At 75.8% G+C, this 18,596-nt stretch carries 12 protein-coding genes; 1 reads left to right on the plus strand and 11 read right to left on the minus strand.

The features are described 5' to 3' along the window. Positions 1–25: 25 nt before the first annotated feature. The 3 genes from ACZ3J7_RS28455 to ACZ3J7_RS28465 all read right to left on the minus strand — a co-directional run bounded on the left by ACZ3J7_RS28455 (position 26) and on the right by ACZ3J7_RS28465 (position 4,349). Positions 26–697: a hypothetical protein gene (locus ACZ3J7_RS28455; protein ID WP_465625916.1), complete on the minus strand. Its 672-nt coding sequence runs from the start codon at positions 695–697 to the stop codon at positions 26–28. 156 nt (positions 698–853) lie between these two features. Next, positions 854–2,233, minus strand: a complete 1,380-nt coding sequence (gene gdhA, locus ACZ3J7_RS28460; RefSeq protein WP_465625918.1) for an NADP-specific glutamate dehydrogenase — start codon at positions 2,231–2,233, stop codon at positions 854–856. Positions 2,234–2,633: 400 nt separating this feature from the next. Next, a complete protein-coding gene (locus ACZ3J7_RS28465) occupies positions 2,634–4,349 on the minus strand; it encodes a glycoside hydrolase family 13 protein (RefSeq protein WP_465625920.1) in 1,716 nt (571 codons plus the stop codon). 303 nt (positions 4,350–4,652) lie between these two features. Between ACZ3J7_RS28465 and ACZ3J7_RS28470 the strand changes: the two genes are divergently transcribed. Next, the gene (locus ACZ3J7_RS28470; protein WP_465625921.1) at positions 4,653–5,156 is read left to right on the plus strand and encodes a PadR family transcriptional regulator; all 504 of its coding nucleotides are present in this window, start codon (positions 4,653–4,655) and stop codon (positions 5,154–5,156) included. 62 nt (positions 5,157–5,218) lie between these two features. Here the strand turns inward: ACZ3J7_RS28470 and ACZ3J7_RS28475 are convergent, their stop codons facing one another. From ACZ3J7_RS28475 to yicI, 8 genes are all read right to left on the minus strand, one after another. Continuing rightward, positions 5,219–5,968 (minus strand): TetR/AcrR family transcriptional regulator, encoded by a 750-nt coding sequence (locus tag ACZ3J7_RS28475; RefSeq protein WP_465625923.1) that lies wholly within the window; start codon positions 5,966–5,968, stop codon positions 5,219–5,221. A 53-nt stretch (positions 5,969–6,021) separates the two neighbouring features. Further along, complete coding sequence (locus ACZ3J7_RS28480) at positions 6,022–7,572, minus strand: MFS transporter (RefSeq protein WP_465625925.1); 1,551 nt, start codon at positions 7,570–7,572, stop codon at positions 6,022–6,024. Between the two features lie 567 nt (positions 7,573–8,139). After that, positions 8,140–8,901 (minus strand): isocitrate lyase/PEP mutase family protein, encoded by a 762-nt coding sequence (locus ACZ3J7_RS28485; RefSeq protein ID WP_465625926.1) that lies wholly within the window; start codon positions 8,899–8,901, stop codon positions 8,140–8,142. A gap of 85 nt (positions 8,902–8,986) precedes the next feature. Then, positions 8,987–12,646 (minus strand): SAV_2336 N-terminal domain-related protein, encoded by a 3,660-nt coding sequence (locus ACZ3J7_RS28490; RefSeq protein ID WP_465625928.1) that lies wholly within the window; start codon positions 12,644–12,646, stop codon positions 8,987–8,989. Further along, positions 12,643–13,671, minus strand: a complete 1,029-nt coding sequence (locus ACZ3J7_RS28495) for an AAA family ATPase (protein WP_465625930.1) — start codon at positions 13,669–13,671, stop codon at positions 12,643–12,645. The genes ACZ3J7_RS28490 and ACZ3J7_RS28495 overlap by 4 nt, the downstream gene beginning before the upstream one ends. Beyond that, entirely contained in the window at positions 13,668–15,707 is a 2,040-nt protein-coding gene (locus ACZ3J7_RS28500; RefSeq protein ID WP_465625932.1) for a VMAP-C domain-containing protein, read from the minus strand. Before ACZ3J7_RS28500 ends, ACZ3J7_RS28495 begins: the two co-directional genes overlap by 4 nt. Positions 15,708–15,724: 17 nt before the next feature. After that, positions 15,725–16,159 carry a CU044_2847 family protein gene (locus ACZ3J7_RS28505; RefSeq protein WP_465625934.1) on the minus strand — a complete coding sequence of 145 codons (435 nt, stop codon included), beginning with the start codon at positions 16,157–16,159 and terminating at the stop codon, positions 15,725–15,727. Between the two features lie 137 nt (positions 16,160–16,296). Beyond that, complete coding sequence (gene yicI, locus ACZ3J7_RS28510) at positions 16,297–18,567, minus strand: alpha-xylosidase (RefSeq protein ID WP_465625936.1); 2,271 nt, start codon at positions 18,565–18,567, stop codon at positions 16,297–16,299. Positions 18,568–18,596 lie beyond the last annotated feature (29 nt).

Here is an 18,596-nt window from a genome sequence, read left to right on the forward strand (position 1 = left end):
AATCCACGATCGGAACACAGGGTTCCTACCGTCCCGCAGTCGACGGGTAAAGCGCAAGCCAAGACGGGGCCGGCGTCAGCCGAGCACGTGGCGCAGCGCGGCGGCGAGGGCGAGCAGCAGCAGCGCGCCGGTGGCGGCCGCGAGGGCGCGGACGGTGCGCGGGCGGCGCAGGGCGGCGGCTAGGGCCGGGGCGAAGAGCGCCGAGCAGGGTGTTCGCCAGGGCGGTCAGGGCGCCGCCCGCCAGCAGCAGTCCGCCGGTGGTGCAGGCCAGGGCGAGGACGTGGTCGCCGACCTCGAGTCGGGCGCAGGCGCCGTCGCGGGCGCACCGCACGGTGGCGACGGTGCCCGGCCGGTAGTCGAGCGGGGCGCCGTCGTAGGTCCACGGCCCGGTGGTGACGTCCGTGCCGGCCGGGTCGCCGGTGCCCCGGCAGTGGTTGGCCAGGCTGCGGGAGCGGCCGGTGGTGTGGCAGTCGGTGACCGTCATCCGCAGCTCGGGCCGGTGGTGCAGGGCCCGGACCTCGTCCAGCGCGGAGACGCCGCCGAGGGCGAGCCCCGTCCCGAGGGCGAGCCCAGCCAGGGCGAACAGGGCGCCCAGCAGGGCCGGGACGGCCGGCGGCAGGCGGCGCCGCGCCGGGCCGCGGACCTCGCCGCGCCTGGGCGTCGCCCCGTCCTCGGTGCGGTCCGGCCTCCCGGCCATGGTGGCCCCCCGACCCTTCCCCCGTGCGCGTCCGCCGGTCGCGGCGCGACGGCACAACCTACCGCCCCGGTGCGGGAGCTGGGAGGGGACGGGACGGACGGGACGGGGCCCGGACCGCACCCGCGGCCCGGGCCCCGTCGCGGGGGTGTCAGGGCGTCAGATCAGGCCCTGGGCGAGCATCGCGTCGGCGACCAGCTCGAAGCCGGCGATGTTCGCGCCGACCACGTAGTTGCCGGGGCTGCCGTACTTCTCCGCGGTGGTGTGGCAGGAGTCGTGGATGTGCTTCATGATCTCGCCGAGGCGGGCCTCGGTGTGCTCGAAGGTCCACGAGTCGCGGGAGGCGTTCTGCTGCATCTCCAGCGCCGAGGTGGCGACGCCGCCCGCGTTGGCGGCCTTGCCGGGGGCGAAGGCCACTCCGGCCTCCTGGAGGACCCGGACGGCCTCGGGAGTGGTGGGCATGTTGGCGCCCTCGGCGACGGCCTTGACGCCGCCCCGGACCAGCGCCAGCGCGTCCGCCTCGTGCAGCTCGTTCTGGGTGGCGCAGGGCAGCGCCACGTCGCAGGCGACGTTCCACACGCCGGTGCCGGCCACGTACTTGGCGTGCGAGCCGCGCGCCTCGGCGTAGTCGGAGACGCGGCCGCGGCGGGCCTCCTTGACCTCCTTGAGCAGGGCCAGGTCGATGCCCTTCTCGTCGACCACGTAGCCGGTCGAGTCGGAGCAGGTGACCACGGTCGCGCCGAGCTGCTGGGCCTTCTCGATCGCGTAGATCGCCACGTTGCCGGAGCCGGAGACCACCACGCGCTGCCCGGCCAGGCTCTCGCCCCGGGTGCGCAGCATCTCCTCGGTGAACATCACGCAGCCGTAGCCGGTGGCCTCGGTGCGGGCCTGCGCGCCGCCCCAGCCCAGGCCCTTGCCGGTGAGCACGCCCGACTCGTAGCGGTTGGTGATCCGCTTGTACTGGCCGAACAGGTAGCCGATCTCGCGGCCGCCGACGCCGATGTCACCGGCCGGGACGTCGGTGTACTCGCCGAGGTGGCGGTGCAGCTCGGTCATGAAGGACTGGCAGAAGCGCATGATCTCGGCGTCCGAGCGGCCCTTGGGGTCGAAGTCGGAGCCGCCCTTGCCGCCGCCGATCGGCATGCCGGTCAGGGCGTTCTTGAAGATCTGCTCGAAGCCGAGGAACTTCACGATGCCCAGGTTGACCGAGGGGTGGAAGCGCAGTCCGCCCTTGTACGGGCCGAGCGCGCTGGAGAACTCCACCCGGAAGCCGCGGTTGACGTGGATCCCGCCCTTGTCGTCGGACCACGGCACCCGGAAGATCAGCTGCCGCTCGGGCTCGCAGACGCGCTCGATGATCCGCGCGTCGACCAGCTCGGGTCGCTGCCGCAGCACCGGGCCGAGGGTTTCGAGGACCTCGCGGACCGCCTGGTGGAACTCGTTCTCGCCCTGGTTGCGGCGGAGGACTTCCTGGTACAGCGGCTCGATCAGACGGGCGCCGGCGTCGGTGGACGCGGCGGAGGTGGGGGTGGCCGGCATTCAGGCACAACCTTCCGTGGAATCGGATGGTGCACGGGGGCGCTCCCGTCCCGGGGACCGCCCCTGGTCCTCCTCGCCGTTGAGGACCGTCCACGACACGCCTGACACGCGTCGGTCGACGGGGTGGGACCGATGGTCTGCACCATTGTCACAGGGCTGACCTGCGTCCATCGACCGACTGTCCACGATGTGAACGCCTGAATGGGGGTATTTCGGTCGCCCGAAAGGTAAAGCCGGGGTCATCGGCCGCCCAACTCCGGCCCGGGCCGCCCAAACCCGGGAAGCGGTGGGAATTCGGTGGGAATCCCGGGCGTGTCCTGGGAGTTCCCCGGGAACCGGACGGAGAGCGGGTCGGATGGTTCCGACCGGCCCCCGGGGAGGCGCGGGAGCGGGACGGCGCTCAGCGACGCGGCTGGATCCACCAGGCGGTGGTCCCGGGCGGCAGCACCCCCGCCGGGCACGGGCCGGAGGACAGCAGCGGCTGGCCGGTGACCGGCGCCGGCGCCGGGACGGTGCCGAAGTTCGTCGCCACCAGCAGGCCGTCACCCCGGGTGAAGGCCAGCACGTTCGGCGGCGTCTCGATCCAGCGCAGCGTGCCCTCGCCCAACTGCGGCAGCAGCCGGCGCAGGTGCAGCGCCTCCCGGTACAGGTGGTACGGCGAGGTGTGGTCGGCCAGCGCCCGCTCCGCAGTATGCCCGGCGAACGAGGCCGGCTGCGGCAGCCAGGTCGGCGCCGACCCCTCCGGGCCGAACCCGTACGGCGCCCGGGTGCCCGACCACGGCAGCGGGACGCGGCAGCCGTCCCGGATGCCCTTGCGGCTGCCCGTCCGGTGGAAGATCGGGTCGGTGATCACCTCGTCCGGCAGGTCGTCGACCTCCGGCAGGCCCAGCTCCTCGCCCTGGTACAGGTACGCCGCACCCGGCAGGGACAGCATCAGCAGCGCCGCCGCCCGGGCCCGCTCCGGGCTGCCGAAGCGCGTCGTGGTGCGGACCTGGTCGTGGTTGTTCAGCACCCAGGTCACCGTCGAACCGGTCGCCGTGATGTCCCGCACCGCCGCGTCGATCACCTGGTGGAAGTGCTCGGCGTCCCACGGCGCGTGCAGCAGGTGGAAGAAGAAGGCCTGGTGCAGCTCGTCGCCCCGGACGTACTTGGCCTGCTCGGCCGGGGTCGGCACCGACGCCTCGCCGACCAGCAGCCGTTGCCGCCCGTCCAGCGCCGTGTACTCCTCGCAGATCGCCCGCCAGGAGCGCCACACCTCGTGCACCTCCGGCTGGTTCCAGGCCAGCGGGTTCACCGAGTCGCGGGTCCGCTCGTCCGCCTCCGGGTCCGGCGAGTCCGGCAGCTCCGGGTGCTTGAACAGGCCCGCCGCGACGTCGATCCGGAAACCGTCCACGCCCCGGTCCAGCCAGAACCGCAGCACCTTCTCGAACTCGACCGGCACCTCCGGGTTGCGCCAGTTCAGGTCCGGCTGCTCCGGGGTGAACATGTGCAGGTACCACTGGCCCGGAGTGCCGTCCGGCTCGGTGATCCGGGACCACGCCGGGCCGCCGAACATCGCCCGCCAGTTGTTCGGCGGCAGCTCGCCCGTCGCGCCCCGGCCGTCCGCGAAGTGGAACCGGGCCCGGGACGCGCTGCCCGGGGCGGCGGCCAGTGCCTCCAGGAACCACGGGTGCTCGGCCGAGCAGTGGTTCGGCACGGTGTCCAGCACCAGGCGCAGGCCCAGCTTCCGGCAGTCCTCGACCAGCAGGTCGAAGTCCTCCAGGGTGCCGAACATCGGGTCGACGCCCTTGTAGTCGGCCACGTCGTAGCCGTGGTCGTGCTGCGGCGACGGGTAGAACGGGTTCAACCACACCCCGTCCACCCCCAGCCGCTTCAGGTACGGCAGCCGGGCCCGCACGCCCGGCAGGTCGCCGATCCCGTCGCCGTTGGAGTCCTGGAAGCTGCGCACGTACACCTGGTAGATCACCGCTTCGCGCCACCAGAGCGGGTCGGGCGTGAGCGGCGCCGTCCGTTCCTCCGGGAGCAGGCCGTCGGCGGTGAGGACGGCGGAGGCCTCCAGGGCCCCGGGGGCCTCGGCGGGGCGCGGCGGGTCGGCCGGGACGACGGGCGTGATCATGCGTCACCTTCATGGGAGCGCGCGAGGGGGGTCGCGCTGACAGGCACGGACCCCGGACTGACAAGCCGTCAGTTCCCCGGGGATACCTAGATGTTAGGTATAGGCCAAAGACCGTGTCCAGGAGACGGGAGGTGAAGATGTCACTTCCTGGGGTCCCCAGTGCCATCAGTTGGGGCGAATCAGGGCGAATAAGGGGCGCACAACGGGGGTAGATCAGAGCCCAGGAGAGCCGCCCCGCGTACGACCGACGAAGTTCGGCCGCACGGCGCACTCCCCCCACACACCTCGAAGGGAGGCACCCGGGTGCGGCTTCCGCTCCTCGCGCTGCTCGCCACGGGCCCCGCGCACGGCTACCAGCTCCGGCGCGCCCTGGAATCCACGTTCGGCCCGGCCTACTCGCGCACCAACGACGGCCAGGTGTACGTGACGCTCGGCCGACTGGAGAAGTCCGGCCTGATCGAGGGGCAGGACGTCGACCAGGACGGCCGCCCGGCCAAGCGGGTCTTCGTCCTCACCGACGACGGCCGCCGCGCCCTCGCCGACTGGTTCGCCCGCCCCTCCGACGGCGGCAAGGTCCGCGAGGAGTTCTTCCTCAAGCTCGTCCTCGCCCCGCGCACCCGCCTCGCCGACCCGCGCGCCCTGATCGACCTCCAGCGCTCGCACTGCCTCGCCACCATCCGCGGCCTGCACGCCACCGCCGACCAGGCCCCCGAGCACGGCGTCTCCCGCCTGCTGATCGAGGGCGAGGTGCTCCACCTGCAGGCCGAACTCGACTGGCTGGAGCGCTGCCAGCAGGAGTTCACCTGAGCCGACCGGTCGGCGACCGGCGGGGCTACCGGCCGGCGGCCGGACGGTGACCGGCCGCGCGGTCAGGGCAGGCCGGCCCGCATGCCGGTGAGCAGCCAGTCGAGGGCGCGGTGGAACTCGCGTTCGCGCAGGACGCGCTCGGGCTCGCGGGGGCGGTCGACCAGGACGCCGGAGTCGGCGACGCCCGGGAGCTCGCGGACGGCCTCGGTGATCTCCTCGATCAGCTCCTCGGTGCTGCTGCCGGCCTCCGCCGCCTTCTCCGCCCAGTTGATCTCGGTGGCGGTGAAGCCGTAGGCGTACTGGAAGATCGCCGAGAGGGCCGCCATCGCGTCGGCCTCCGGGAGCGGGGAGGCGCGGGCGATCTCCAGGGCCCGGGCCGAGTAGCGGACCGAGTTCGGGCCGATGTTCAGGTAGTCGCCGTAGATCCGGATCGCCCACGGGTGCGCCAGCATCGCGGCCCGCCAGGTCGTGGCCAGCGCGCGCAGACCGGCCTGCCAGTCGCTGCCGTCGCCCGCCGGTGGGAGCGCCATCTCGCCGGCCACCACGTCCAGGGCGAGCTCCAGCAGGTCGTCCTTGTCGGCGACGTACCAGTACAACGACATCGGCGTGACGTCCAGCCGGGCGGCCAGGCCGCGCATCGAGAACCGCGCCTCGCCCTGCTCGTCCAGCAGGCGGACCGCCGCCGCGACGATCACCTCGCGGTCGAGGCTGCCCGGGCCGCCCTCGCCGGCCCGCGGCGAGCGGCGGCCGCGGACCGGCCCGGGGGTGAGCCAGACGCTCTTCTTGACCTGCGAGGCTCGCTTGGTGGCCACGCTGCTCCTTCGCTTCGTACGGGGTGGCACCACCGTACGACCCGGGGGCGGGGTCAGTGGGAGGCGGGGACGGCCTCCGGGGCGTCGGCGGGCGCGGCGGGGTCGGCGGGGGCGGACGGGCGGTCGGCGCGGTACAGCAGGGCGGCGGAGAGCAGGCCGCCGAGCAGGACGGCGGCGGCGCCGATCAGCTGGCTGGAGGTGAGACCGTGGGCGAAGGCGTCGTGCACGGCGGCGCGCGCGGTGTCGTCGGGGGCGGCGGCCAGTGCCTCCGGCAGGGACTTCGCGGACGCGGCGGGGACGCTCTCCGGCAGGCCCACCGCGAAGCGGGAGCCGAGGACGGCGCCGAGCACCGCGACGCCCAGGCCGCCGCCGAACTCGGTGACCGTGCCCTGCACGCCCGCACCGGCCCCGGCCCGCTCCGGCGGGATCGCGCCCATCACGGCCGCCGCCATCGCCGGACTGGCGATCGCGATGCCGGAGCCCATCAGCAGCAGACCGGCCAGCAGCCCCGGGTACCCGTGCCCGGAGCCCAGCGCGGCGACCAGCGCCAGCCCGCCGGCCAGCAGCCCCATGCCGACCGCGACCGCCCCGGCGAAGCCGATCCTCGGCAGCAGCCGGGCGCCGACGCCGGACAGGTTGAGCAGCACGATCAGCAGGGCCAGCGGCGACATCCGCAGGCCGGCCTCCAGCGGCCGGTAGCCGAGCACCAGTTGCAGGTACTGGGTGAGCAGGAACAGCGAGCCGGCCATGCCGAACGCGACCAGCAGGCCGCCCGCCACCGCGCCGTTGAAGCGCCGGTTCCGGAAGAAGGCCATGTCGAGCATCGGCGCGGGCGTGTGGAACTCCCAGGCGACGAAGCCGGCCAGCGCGGCCAGGCCGACCGCCGCCGACAGCAGCACCGGGCCGGAGCCCCAGCCGTGCAGCGGGCCGGAGATGATCGCGTACACCAGGCCGACCATGCCGACGGTGGACAGCACGGCACCCGGGACGTCCGGCCGGCGGCCCGCCGGGTCCTTGCTCTCGGGGAGCAGGCGGGTCACCGCGAACAGGCCGAGCAGCGCCACCGGGACGTTGATCAGGAAGATCGAGCCCCACCAGAAGTGCGCCAGCAGCACGCCGCCGAGCAGCGGCCCGCCCGCGAAGCCGAGCGAGCTGACCGCCCCCCAGACGCCGATCGCCTTGGGGACCTCGGCGCCCTGGAAGACCTGCATCACCACCGCCAGCGTGGTGGTCATCAGCAGCGCACCGCCGACGCCCATGCCGGCCCGGGCGGCGATCAGCTGCCCGGAGGACTGGGCGAAGGCCGCCGCCGCCGAGCCGAGGCCGAACAGCGCGAGGCCGACCAGCAGCGCGCGCTTGCGCCCGTACCGGTCGGAGAGGCTGCCGGCGGTCAGCAGCAGGCCGGACTGGACCAGCGCGTACGCGTTGATCATCCACTGGATGTCGGCCGTGCCGGCGCCGAGCTCCTCGGTCAGGGAGGGGATCGCCACGTTGAGCACGGTGTTGTCGAGCAGCACCACCAGCGTGGCCAGGCAGACCACCGCCAGGATGACCCACCGCCGGGGGTGCGGGGCGACGGGCGCGGGGACGGAGGCTTGGGACAAGGGGGCTCCCGGACGTGACAGGGCGGGGCGGCCGGCCGGCCGTTCGTTGTACACCGTAGAGGAGTCCTTCTACGGTGTACAACGGCTTTTCCGGGAGGGGGAGGAAGCGCAGGTCAGGGGGTCGTGCCGCCGTCGACCGGACGGCCGGCCCCACCTCCTTGGCCGGCGCGCGGGTGAAGCCGATCGGCGCGTGCTGGGCAGCCGCGTGGGCGGTCGGCCCCGGGGCCGGGTCGCGCCCCTCGACGGAGGCGATGTCGACGCTTTGTTCGGAGCGCTGCGGCAGCGGGCGGGCCGGCCCCGGCGGGCCCCGGGCAGGGCGGGGGCGGGCGCGGTCACGGGGCGGGCGGGAGGCCGGGTGGGAGGCCGGGTGGGAGGCCGGGCGGGCGTGCACCCGGGCGGTGTCCGCCCCCACCGCGTCCTGGGGCAGGCGGAGCGGGCGCCGGGGCACCTGCTGAGGCACCTGCGGAGGGACCGGCGGGGGCGGACGGGGGAGCGGTCACGCGGTCGTCGCGGCAGTGCCTGCCCCAGCGCTGTCGCGTGTGCGGCGGGGAGCGGGACCGGCCGGCCTCAGGACTTCCAGGCCCCGAGCAGGCCCTTGACCGCGTCCGCCGCCGCGAGCTGCAGCAGCGGGCCGTTGCTGATCCGGCGGACGCCGAGGCGGCGGAAGCGCTCCAGGTCGTGCCGGACGGGGTGGGCGGTGGAGTTGACGGGGACGCGGACGGCGCCGACCACCGCCGTCAGCAGGGCGTCGTCGTCCTGGATGCGGACCGGGTAGACGCTGTCGGCGCCGGCCCGCTCCAGGGCCAGCAGGCGTTCGACCGCCTCGTCGAGGACGGCGGCGGGGTCCGGTGCGTGCAGGAACAGGTCGGTGCGCCCGTTGATCCAGACCGGGACGCCCGCGTCGTCGGCCGCCGCGCGCAGGTCCGCGACGTACCGCGCGTGCTCCTCGGTGCTGCGCAGGCGGCCGCCCTCGGAGTGGACGGTGTCCTCGACGTTGAGGCCGACGCCGCCGACCTCGACGAGCCCGGCGATCAGGTCGGCGGGCCGCTGCCCGTAGCCGGCCTCCAGGTCGACCGAGACGGGCACGTCGACGGCCGCGATGATCGGGCGGACGGCGGCGAGCACCTCCGCGAAGGTCTGCCCCTCCTGGTCCTCGGCGCCCCGGGAGTCGGCGAGCGGGTGGCTGCCGACGGTCAGCGCGGGGAACCCGGCGTCGACGGCCGTCCGGGCGGACCAGACGTCCCAGACGGTGGGCAGCACGAGCGGCCGGTGGTCGGCGTGCAACTGGGCGAGGCGGCGGGCGCGCTCGACGGTGGTGGAGATGTCCATGCCGAGGACGCTACCCCGGACGGCCGCGGCGGGCGGGCAACCGGGCCAGAAACCCGAGGAGTTGTGCGGTTCGGAGCGCGGGCGCTCAGCGTGCGGGGAACTCGCCCGGGGCGGGGGCGCCGGTGCGGACCAGGACGGTGTCCGGGGCGACGGTGATCCGGGTGCCGGGCGGGCAGGGGAGGGGGACGTCCGGGACCAGGTCCTGCCAGCGGGCGGCCTCCGGGCCGGGACGGCGGTAGGTGGCGCCGATGTCGGCGGCCTGGACGGTGACGGCGCCGTCCTGGAAGGAGACGGTCAGCGGGACGCTGTAGGCCGTGGGGGAGAGGTTGGCCAGGGTCGTCGAGGAGCCCTCCTCGACGGTGTGCTGGCCGGTGCAGAACCGGTCGTCGGCGACGGTCTTGAAGTGCGCGACGGCGGGCCGCGGGCCGGTGGCGAGCAGCGGTTCGCGGTGCTCGGTGCAGACGAGGATGCCGTCCGCCAGGCCGGGCAGCGGGAGCGGGACGTCGAAGCGGGGCAGGTAGCGGGTGCAGGTGCGGACCGGGCAGCGCCAGGACCGCAGGACGAGGTCGGTGTGGCGGCCGGCGGCGTGCGTGCCGCTGACCGGGTGGCCGAGGAACGGGGTCAGCCGCACGCCGCGGTCGTCCGCGCGCCGGGCGACGAGGTGGGTGACGGCGGAGGGGGCCGGGGGCGGTCCCGCGGTGATCACCGGGACGCCCAGGATCAGCGCGACCTCCAGCGCGCGGTCGGGCGTCTCGCTGACCTCGACCAGGCCGCTGTCGATCCAGTCGTGGACGACGACCCGGTCCTCCCGGTCGAGCGCGTCCAGGGAGACCGGGTCGATGACCGGGTGGACGCCGGTGGCCGGCTCCCGCCGGTGGCGGATCAGCGCGAGCAGGATCGCGTGGACCTGCTCCACCGGCTCGGACGGGTCGGCGCGGACCAGGTCGGCCAGGTCGAGCACCGCGTCGGCCGCGCCGGGGAGGGTGGTGAGGGCGGCCTGCACGCGTTCGAGCCGGACCGCGCGCGGGGTGGCGGCCCGCTCCCGCATCAGGGTCAGCGCGGCCCGCCAGGCGGGGCTGGTGGCGGCCGGGGAGTCCTCCAGCGCCCGGCGGTAGTCGGCGGCGGCGCGGCGTGGCGCGGCGCGTTCGAGCTCCCGGATCCGGGCGACCTCCAGGATCAGCAACTGCTCGGGCAGGTCCAGCCGGAGCCGCTCGGCGTGCGGGACGGCGAGGGCGTCGACCAGCAGGAGGAAGACCGGTGCGACGGCGACCGAGTTGCGGGCCAGGAGGGCGGTGAGCTCGGCGGGGGACGGCGGCGCCACCGGGTCGAACCGGAGCACCAGCAGCTGCCGTCCGCGGCGCAGCGGGCTGCCGCCCAGGTCGTCGAGGACCGCCCGCGCCCGGTCGAGGCCCACGGCGGGGACGTCCACGACGGTCGGCCGGACCCGGTGGGACAGCAGGCGGAGGGCGTCGAGGATCCGGTCCAACTGCCCCGGCTGCGGGGCGTGCAGCTCCCGGAGGAGGGACGCCGGGGGCCCGGAGTTCACCCAGGAGGCCAACTCGTCCAGCACGTACGGCGCTTCGCGGTGCGCGAGCGCCGCCACCGGTGGGCGTTCGGGCGTGAGGAACGGCAGCAGCGCCGACGCGGTGGCCGGCGGGGCGAGCCGGGCGACCCGCAGGAGCCGGGCCGGGTCGGTGCCGGCGGCGGTCTCGGTGACCAGGGCGGCGAGCTGGCGGGGGAACCGGCGGCCGGGCGCGTCGCCGCGGGTGAGCAGGGTCAGGGCCGGGCGGGTGAGCGGCGGCAGGGATGGCAGGGAAGGCGGGGTGCGCGGGGGCGGCCGGTCGACGATCAGCAGCAGGTGGCCAAGGTGGCCGAAGGCGCGGCGGAACTCCTCCGGCGGGAACGGGCCGGCGGACAGCGGCCCCTGGCGGAGCAGGAGTTCGACCTGCCGGCCGAAGGCGGTCATCACGTGGCCGGCGAGGTAGACCGCCATCAGGTCGTCGGGGCCGAGCCGGGCGTCCTCGGCCCACTCGTGCAGCGCTTCGACGGTGCCGTCCCGGCCGTCGACGCCGGTCGGCCGGTAGCCGAGGCGCTCGAACGCCTCGGCTACCAGTTCGGCGCCCTCCGCCAGTGCGGCCGCGTCGGGTTCGTCCGGGCCGGGGACGGCGATGCCGGTGAGGGCGAGGAAGAAGCGGCGGCCGGGCCCGGGGGTCGGGCCGGGAACGGTGGTGTGGGCCCAGGGGGCGGTGGCGGTGGGGAGGGGGAGCGGGCCGGCGGGGTCGGGGACGAGGGCGGTGAAGCGGTCGGCCAGGGCGGTGGTGCGGGTGGCCAGGTGGGCGGAGAGGACGGCGACCACCTGCTCGGCCTCGTCGCGGCGCAGCGTGGCGCGCAGGCGCTGCCGGACGCCGGGAGCGAACTCGTACGCGCGGCCGAGGAGTTCGGTGGCCGGGTCGCTCTCCCCGGCGTGCAGGATGCCGCTGAAGACGATCTCGGCGAGGTCGGCGGGCGGGCTGTCCGGCAGCAGGGCGGACTGCACCAGCCGCATCACGCCGAGGCTGAGCTGGTCGACGGCGGCCAGCAGCGCGGCGAGGCGGAAGACCCGGGGCTGGGCCTGGGCCAGGAAGGACTCGAAGTCGCCGGTCGGCGCCGGGAACCGGGCGGCGGGCGGCACGGCGGCGGCGCGGTGGTCGGGGACGAGCAGCACGGCGGGCGCGTCGTAGGCGTGCGGTCCGGCGGTGGCCCGGGCCCAGGGGGCCAGCCACTCGGGGGTGAGGCCCAGCACGGGCACGGCCAGGGTGCCGGGCGGCTGCGGGGGCGGCACCAGCGCGTACGGGGTGAAGCGGGGGCGCGGGTCGGCGGGGGAGGCGGTGCGGAAGCGGCCGGGTTCGGGGGCCAACGCGGTCTGCGACCACAGGTGTTCGGGAAGCGTGTGCAGGACGGCGGTCGGCCCGGCCAGCGCCCAGCGGCGCAGCGCGGCGCGCAGCCCCGGCCCGGCCCAGCCGGGGTGCACGCCGTCGGTGAGGACCAGGGTGGCGGTGCGTCCGGGCGGCAGCCCGTCGGCGCCCTCGTCCGGCAGGTCGGGACCGGTCAGGCGGTGCAGCCGGACGTCCCGGAAGAGGCCCGACCCGGCCAGCACGGTGAGCAGTTCGCGGGCCAGCGGCTCCCAGAGCGCCGCACTGTCGCCGTGCGCGTCGACCACCAGCCGGACGCCGAGCCAGCGGTCGACGGCGGGCACCAGCACCGGCCACCAGCGCGGGTCGCGGGCGAGCCGCTCGGCGGTGGCGTCCTCGTCCAGCACGGTGCGGTCGGCGGAGGGCACGCCGCGCTTCAACGGGCGCAGTGCGCGGGCGAGTTCGCGGTGGCGCGGGAGGGCGCGGGCGGTGCCGACCCGGATCGGCGCGGCGCCCGGCCGGGGGTCCGCCAGGGGCGTGGCGGGCACTGGGCCGGGCAGGTGCAGCGGGCGGCGCCCGGCGGCGGGGGTGCCGGGCGCGACGGGCGGACGGTACGGCCCGGGGGAGGCGTCCGGCCGGTCGACCGGCCGCTCCGCCAGGGCGGTCGACGGCGCGTCGGATTCGGTGAGCCGGGGCTCCGATCCGCCCATCCGGGCGCGCAGCCAGAGCAGGTCGGCGAGTTCGCGTCCGGTCGGGGCCGGCCCGTCCTCGCCCGCGAGGGCGGGCAGGGCGGCGAGCAGCGCCGCCAGCCGGCGGACGGCGTCGGGTTCCGGTCCGGGGGCGGCGGTGGTCACGGCCGGCCGGGCGCGGAGTCGTTGAGGTGCTGCATGACCAGGTCGAGCAGCCGCTCCCGGTCCGGCCCGGCGGAACCGCTGCCCGGCGCCAACAGGTAGACGGCGTTCAGGAGTTGGTCGGTGGCCAGCTCCCCGGTCGCGGCCCGGGCCAGGAAGGCCCCGATGGCGGCCTCGGCGGCCGCGCCCGCCCCCGGCAGGTGGGCCTCGACGATCGCCCGCAGCCGCTCGCCGTCCTGGTGCACGGACGGCAGGTGCAGCCGGACGCAGCGGCGCAGGAACGCGGGCGGGAACTCCCGCTCGCCGTTGCTGGTGAGGACCACCAGCGGGAACGCCCGGCACTGCACCGCCCCGCGCACCACCCGCACGGCCGCCCCGCCGTCGTGCGGGCGCACCGCGACCACCGGCTGCTGGTCGGCGGCCCGGGTCAGCTCGGGGATCTCGAAACCGCCCTCCTCGAACACGTCCAGCAGGTCGTTGGGCAGGTCCAGGTCGCCCTTGTCGATCTCGTCGACCAGCAGCACCCGGGGCAGCCGGTACGGGGCGAGCGCGGTGCCGAGCGGCCCCAGGCTGACGTACCGCCCGAGGTCGGACGGGGACGTCTCGGCGAACGGTCCCCGGTCGCGGGCCAGGCCGGCGTCCTCCAGGCGGCCCAGCGAGTCGTACCGGTACAGGCCGTCGCGCAGCGTGGTGCGGCTGTTGACCGACCAGCGCAGCACCGGGCCCAGCCGCAGCTCGCGGGCGACCGCGTCGGCCAGGGTCGACTTGCCGACCCCCGGGTCGCCGCTGACCAGCAGCGGACGGCGCAGGTACAGCGCGGTGTTGACGGCGTCGACGGTGCGCTCGTCGGCCCGGTACGCGGCCCGGCGCGGCAGGCGCCGGCGACCGCCGCCGACCGCGTCGCGGTCCACCACGGCCAGGGTGCCGTCCGCGCCGCCGTCGAACTCCCGCCAGGGCGGCGGGGGCGGCAGCTCGGAGATCAGGTCGTGGGGCTCGTCCACGCCCTGGTAGATGCGCCGGAGGGTCATCGCGGGAGTCCTTCCAGAGGGTCGGGTGCCACCGGGCCGGCCGGCCCGGCCGGGGCGAGGCGGGTGCGGGGCAGGCGGCGGCCCGGGTCGTCCCAGAGCAGGACCAGCCGGTCACCGAGCGGGGGCTCCGGGAGGTCCGGCGGGGCTGGGGGGTCCGGCGGGGCCGGGGGGTGCGGGGAGTCCGGCCCCGGAGGGAGTTCTGCCTCGTTGCGCAGCGCCCACACCCGGTCCGGGGCGGCGTCCCGGGGCGTGTCCGCGAGCTCCGCGCGCGCCGCGCGCAGGAACCGGCCGCCCGCGCAGTCCCCCCGGCCCGGGGCGGCGCACCCGGTGGCGCAGACGTCCGGACCCAGCGGGTGCGGCTCGCCGCCCCGCTCCCACAGCATCACCGGCACGCCGGAGGCCACCGCGACCCGGAACGCCTGCGCCAGCTCCCCCTCGCGCGGGGAACCGGCCAGCGCCAGCGCGGCCACGCCCCGGGCGGTGTTGAGGGCGGCGTGCAGCGCCCGCGGCTGCTGCAGGCGGCCGCGCCCGCACACGCAGACCAGCGCCCCGCCGAGCGGCCGGCCCGCCAGCTGCTCCCAGCGGGCCTGCCAGGGGCGGTGCAGCCGCGGCTCCTCGTGGCGCTCCAGCGGGCGGACCACCAAGTGGTGGTCGCCGCCCAGGGTCGACCAGAACGCCTCCGGCCACAACTGCCACCCCGCGTAGTCCTCGTCCAGCGCCTCGTGCGGCAGGATCAGCTCCACCAGGGCGGGCCGGTCGGCCTCGTCCAGCGCCTGCACCGTCTCGATCTGCGCGGGCAGCGCCTCCGCCAGCAGGGCGAGCGCCCGGGGCAGCGGCAGCTCGGCGGACTCGGCCCCGGCCGGGACGATCTCCTCCGGGCCGTGGAAACGCCACAGCATCACGTGGTAGCGGCCGCGGTCGCGCAGCGAGTGCCGGACCCGGGCGATCACCGAGGGACGGACGGGGGCGTCCGGACGGGGGGCGTCCGGGACGTCGTCGGTCGACCGGCGGGCGGCCTCGCCCAGCCCGGTCTCCGCCGCCCGGATCAGCACCCGGTCGCGGAGCGCCCGGGCGAGCGGCTCGCCGGGCGGCAGGGCGCGCACCAGGGCGGCGCAGTAGGCCAGTTCGGGCGGCAGCTGCCCGTCGCCGGCGGGCGGCAGGGCGGCCAGTTCCAGGTAGACGTCACGGCGGTCGAGCAGCGGCAGGTCCGGCTCGAAGGCACCGGTCGGGGCGGCGCGCAGGAACGCGGCCCGCAGCTCGGCGGGCGCGGCCGGGCCCGGGGCCCCGGGCAGTTCGGCGAGCAGGGCCAGGAACGCCCGGTCCGCACTCCGGGCGGCGAGTCGCCGCCGCCCCGGGCCGGGGGCGTCGGCCAGCGGATCGGCCAGCGCCCGCCAGCGGCCGTCCACCGCGTGGAAGCGGTCGTGCGCGGCCAGCACCCGCCGGTACACCGCCGGGTCGAGCAGCCGCAGCGCCGACACCGGCACCCCGTAGCCGCCCATCGCGGTGTCCGCCTCCCGGGTGGCCTTCACCACCGCGACCACCCCGCCCGAACGGCTGCTGAGCACCGGCCCGCCGGACAGCCCCGGGTTGACCTCGCCCGCCACCAGCTCCAGCATCGCCCGCCCCGGCGGGCCGGTCCGCCCGCCGGCCTCCAGCTTGGCCAGCCGGGGGCCCAGCCCGAAGGTGAAACCGACGGCGGTCAGCTCGGTCCGGAAGGACGGTGCCTCGGGGTCGAGCCAGACGCACGGGTGTCCGGGCGGCGGGTCGGCCAGCTCCAGCAGGGCCAGGTCCGGGAACGGGTACAGGTGTTGACCGGCGGCCTCCGCCTCGTCCGGGGCGGCGGCCAGCACCCGCGCGGCGTACGCCCGGCCCTCGTGCTCGACCGACGTCCGCGCCCCCGCCGTGCCGCCGGCCACGTGCGCGCAGGACAGCACGACGCCGGGCGCGACGAAGAAACCGCTGCCGGCCCCGTCCACCAGGACCCGGCAGCGTTCCAGCAGCGCCTGGAGGGCGGGCAGCGGATCGAAGTACGGCATCGCGCGCGGGCGCCCGGTCAGCCCTCGGCCGCTTCCTCGCCGGGGCCGGCCTGCTCGGACCCGGCCTGCTCGGACCCGGGTTCCTCCGCTGCGGGTTCGGCGGCGGGCCCGGCGGCGGGCCCGGCGGCGGCGGACGGCGCGCCCTCGGTGGTCCACTTCAGCGCGACCTTGAAGGTGGCCTTCCCGCCGACCCCGGTCAGCGCCGCCACCACGCCGCCGCGCCCGGCGGCCAGCTCCAACCCGAACTCGACCGACACCTCGTCCGGCCGGGCCGCCGCCACCGCGTCGCGCACGTTCGACGCGACCGCCTGCAACGACTCCCGCAACCCCTCGACCCGGGTCGCCAGTTGATCGCCGAACCCGGTGTCGCGCGGCCCCGACGGGCCGTCCACCAGCGCCCAGACCGTCTGACCGTCCGGCAGCTCCAACTCGACCAGCCGCTGCTGCTGCATCTCCCCGCCCCGCCCCTCGTCGCGTCGCCGCTCCCCACGGCGACCCTCATGCTAGAACGTCCGTCCCACCGGCCGGGCCGGAACCCGGCCGGTGCCCGCGCGGCCGGCACGGGACGGGGCGGAGAGGCCGACGGCCTTCAGTCGAGCGGGAGTTCGGCCTCCAGGGTGCCGGCGGGGAAGGCGTGCAGGCGCCCGGCGTGGCGGAGGTTCCAGGGTCCGGGGCTGTCGGTGGTGACGTGCAGGCGGTCGCCTCGCCGGTGGAGGGTGAAGCGGGCGGCGGTGCGGGTGCCGGTGGTCTCGGGGACGGTGACTTCGCGGGTGGTGCCGTCGGCGAAGGCGTGCACGAGCAGGGTGAGGCCGTCGGTCCAGTCGGAGACGGGGCGGGTGTCGTCGGCGGCGAGGGGGATGACGGAGTCGGGACGGGCGAGCAGGGGGAGGGTGTCGAAGCCGTGCTGCTCGCGGGTCCAGCGCGGACCGGTGACCTGCCGGCCGGTGAGGACGTTGGTCCAGGTGCCCTCGGGGACGTAGTACTCGACGTCGCCGGTCTCGGTCAGGACGGGGGCGACGAGCAGGTCGTCGCCGAGCATGTACTGGCGGTCGAGGGTGGCGGTGGCGGGGTCGTGGGGGAATTCCAGCAGCATGGCGCGCATGACCGGGGTGCCGTGCAGGTGGGCCTGGTGGGCGGCGTGCTGCAGGTAGGGGGCGAGGCGGTGCTTGAGGCGGGTGAAGGCCCGGGTGACGTCGACGGCCTCCTCGCCGTAGTCCCACGGGACGCGGTACGACTTGGAGCCGTGCAGGCGGCTGTGGGAGGAGAGCAGGCCGAACTGCGTCCAGCGTTTGAACAGGGCGGGGGTGGGAGTGCCTTCGAAGCCGCCGATGTCGTGGCTCCAGAACCCGAAGCCGGACAGGCCCAGTGACAGGCCGCCGCGCAGGGATTCGGCCATCGCGGTGAAGGTGGACTCGCAGTCGCCGCCCCAGTGGACGGGGAACTGCTGGCCGCCCGCGGTGGCGGAGCGGGCGAAGAGCACCGCCTCGCCTTCGCCGCGTTCGGCGCGCAGCAGCTCGAAGACGGCCCGGTTGTAGTGCTGGGTGTAGAGGTTGTGCATCTGCTCCGGGTCGCTGCCGTCGTGCCAGGCCACGTCGGTGGGGATGCGTTCGCCGAAGTCGGTCTTGAAGCAGTCCACGCCCTGGTCGAGCAGGCGGCGCAGGCGTGCGGTGAACCAGGCGGTGGCGGCGGGGTTGGTGAAGTCGACCAGGGCCATGCCGGGTTGCCACAGGTCCCACTGCCACGGGGTGCCGTCGGTGCGGCGCACCAGGTAGCCCTCGCGCAGGCCCTCGTCGAACAGTTCGGAGCGCTGGGCGATGTAGGGGTTGATCCACACGCACACCTTCAGGCCCTGCTCCTTGAGGCGGGCGAGCATGCCGGCGGGGTCGGGGAAGGTGGCGGGGTCCCAGACGAAGTCGCTCCAGTGGTAGCCGCGCATCCAGAAGCAGTCGAAGTGGAAGACGCCCAGCGGGATGCCGCGTTCGGCCATGCCCCGGGTGAAGCGGGTGACGGTGGCCTCGTCGTAGTCGGTGGTGAAGGACGTCGACAGCCACAGGCCCAGCGCCCAGGCGGGCGGCAGCGCGGGCCGGCCCAGCAGGCCGGTGTAGCGGGCCAGCACCTCCTTGGGGGTGGGGCCCCGGAAGACCAGGAACTCCAGCGACTGGTCCTCGACGCTGAACTGCACCTGCCCGACGGCCTCCGAGCCGACCTCGTAGGAGACCTTGCCGGGGTGGTTGACGAACACGCCGTAGCCGCGACTGCTGAGGTGGAACGGCACGTTCTTGTAGGCCTGTTCGCTGCTGGTGCCGCCGTCGGCCTGCCAGATGTCCACGCTCTGGCCGTTCTTGACGAACGGGGTGAAGCGCTCGCCCAGCCCGTACACCGACTCGCCGATGCCGAGCGCCAGTTGGGCGACCATGTGGTGTCGGCCCTCGGCGTCGACGGCGAAGCCGAGGCCGCGCTCGCCGAGCGAGGTGAGCAGTTCGCCGTCGGAGCGGAACTCGGCCCGCCACGGGCCCTCGGTGTCCACCCGCAGCACCAGGGAGCCGGAGCGGAGTTCGACCGCCGAGCCGTCCCGGACCACCTCGCCCGCGCCGTCCGCCCGGCCGACCAGCTCGAAGCCGCCGCCGGGACGGACCGAACCGGCGTGGTGGGTGAACCGGACGGCGATCACGCCTTCGGCCGGGGCGTGGCACTCGACGGTCAGCAGCGGCGAGTTGAGGGTGTCGGCCCGGTTGGTGACCCGGCGCAGCGGGGCCCAGAGGGTGAACCGGTCCGGTTCGGCGCGGACGTCGGCGACCTCGGCCGCGTAGCGGTTGGTCACGCCCGGGCGCGTCAGCCAGTAGCCGTCGGTGAACTTCATCGGAGGTCTCCAAGCGGGGGAGGGAGGGC

The organism is Kitasatospora sp. NPDC015121 (genome assembly GCF_055562955.1).